This is a genomic window from Spongiactinospora sp. 9N601 (genome assembly GCF_044326295.1).
Lineage (GTDB): Bacteria > Actinomycetota > Actinomycetes > Streptosporangiales > Streptosporangiaceae > Spongiactinospora > Spongiactinospora gelatinilytica.
The window spans coordinates 1-824 of record NZ_JBIRBB010000069.1 but is presented as its reverse complement, the minus strand read 5'-3'; the positions used below and the strand labels follow the sequence as shown (position 1 = coordinate 824).

The following is an 824-nucleotide window of genomic DNA, read 5'->3' as shown; positions in this document are numbered from 1 at the left end:
GGCGGCCGTACGTGTGCGGAGGCGATGAGGCCGCGCTGGTGCAGGACCCATTTGGCTGGTGCCGGGTTGGTCTCGACGAACAGCAGGTCGACCAGGGGGTGCAGGGCGTAGTGCAGGTTCAGGGCGGTGGTGTGGTCGCCGGTGGTGTAGGCGGTGTACATGCGGGCCACGGTGGCGGGGGCGAGGTTGGCGGCGGCGCTGACGAAGCCGGCGCCGCCGATGGCCAGCAGGGGCAGGCAGAGCAGTTCGATGCCGGACCACATCAGGAAGTCGCGGCCGCACAGGTGCAGGACGCGGGAGAAGTGCTCGAAGTCCTTGGTGGTCTCTTTGATGCCGATGATGTTGTCGTGGGCGTGGCGCAGGCGGGCGACGGTTTGGGGGGCGATGTCGACGGCGGTGCGGGAGGGGACGTTGTAGATGACGATGGGCAGGTGGGGGAATTCGCCGGCGATGGTGGCGTACCAGCGGTAGAGGGCTTCTTGGGTGGGGCGGGCGTAGTAGGGGGTGATGATGAGGGCGGCGTCGGCGCCGTGGCGGTCGGCGTGGTCGGTCAGGCGCAGGGTGTCGTGGAGGTGGGCGGCGCCGGTGCCGGGGAGGAAGGGGACGGTGTCGTTGGTTTCTTCGGCGACGGTGGTGATGGCGGTGATGCGTTCGTCGGTGGTCTGGGCGGAGGGTTCGCCGGTGGAGCCGCCGGTGGAGATGCCGTGGGAGCCTTGGCGTAGTTGCCAGCGGACCAGTTCGCGTAGTGAGTCGTGGTCGAGGGCGCCCTCGTCGGTGAAGGGGGTCACCACCGGGGCGATGGACCCACGGATCGACGCGGGGTC

The 824-nt window shown here is 69.5% G+C and carries 1 protein-coding gene; it reads right to left on the bottom strand.

All coding sequences use genetic code 11. The features are described from left to right. Positions 1 to 824: 4-hydroxy-tetrahydrodipicolinate synthase (dapA, locus tag ACH34R_RS44170; protein ID WP_397567630.1), on the bottom strand; the 824-nt coding region annotated here is incomplete at both ends.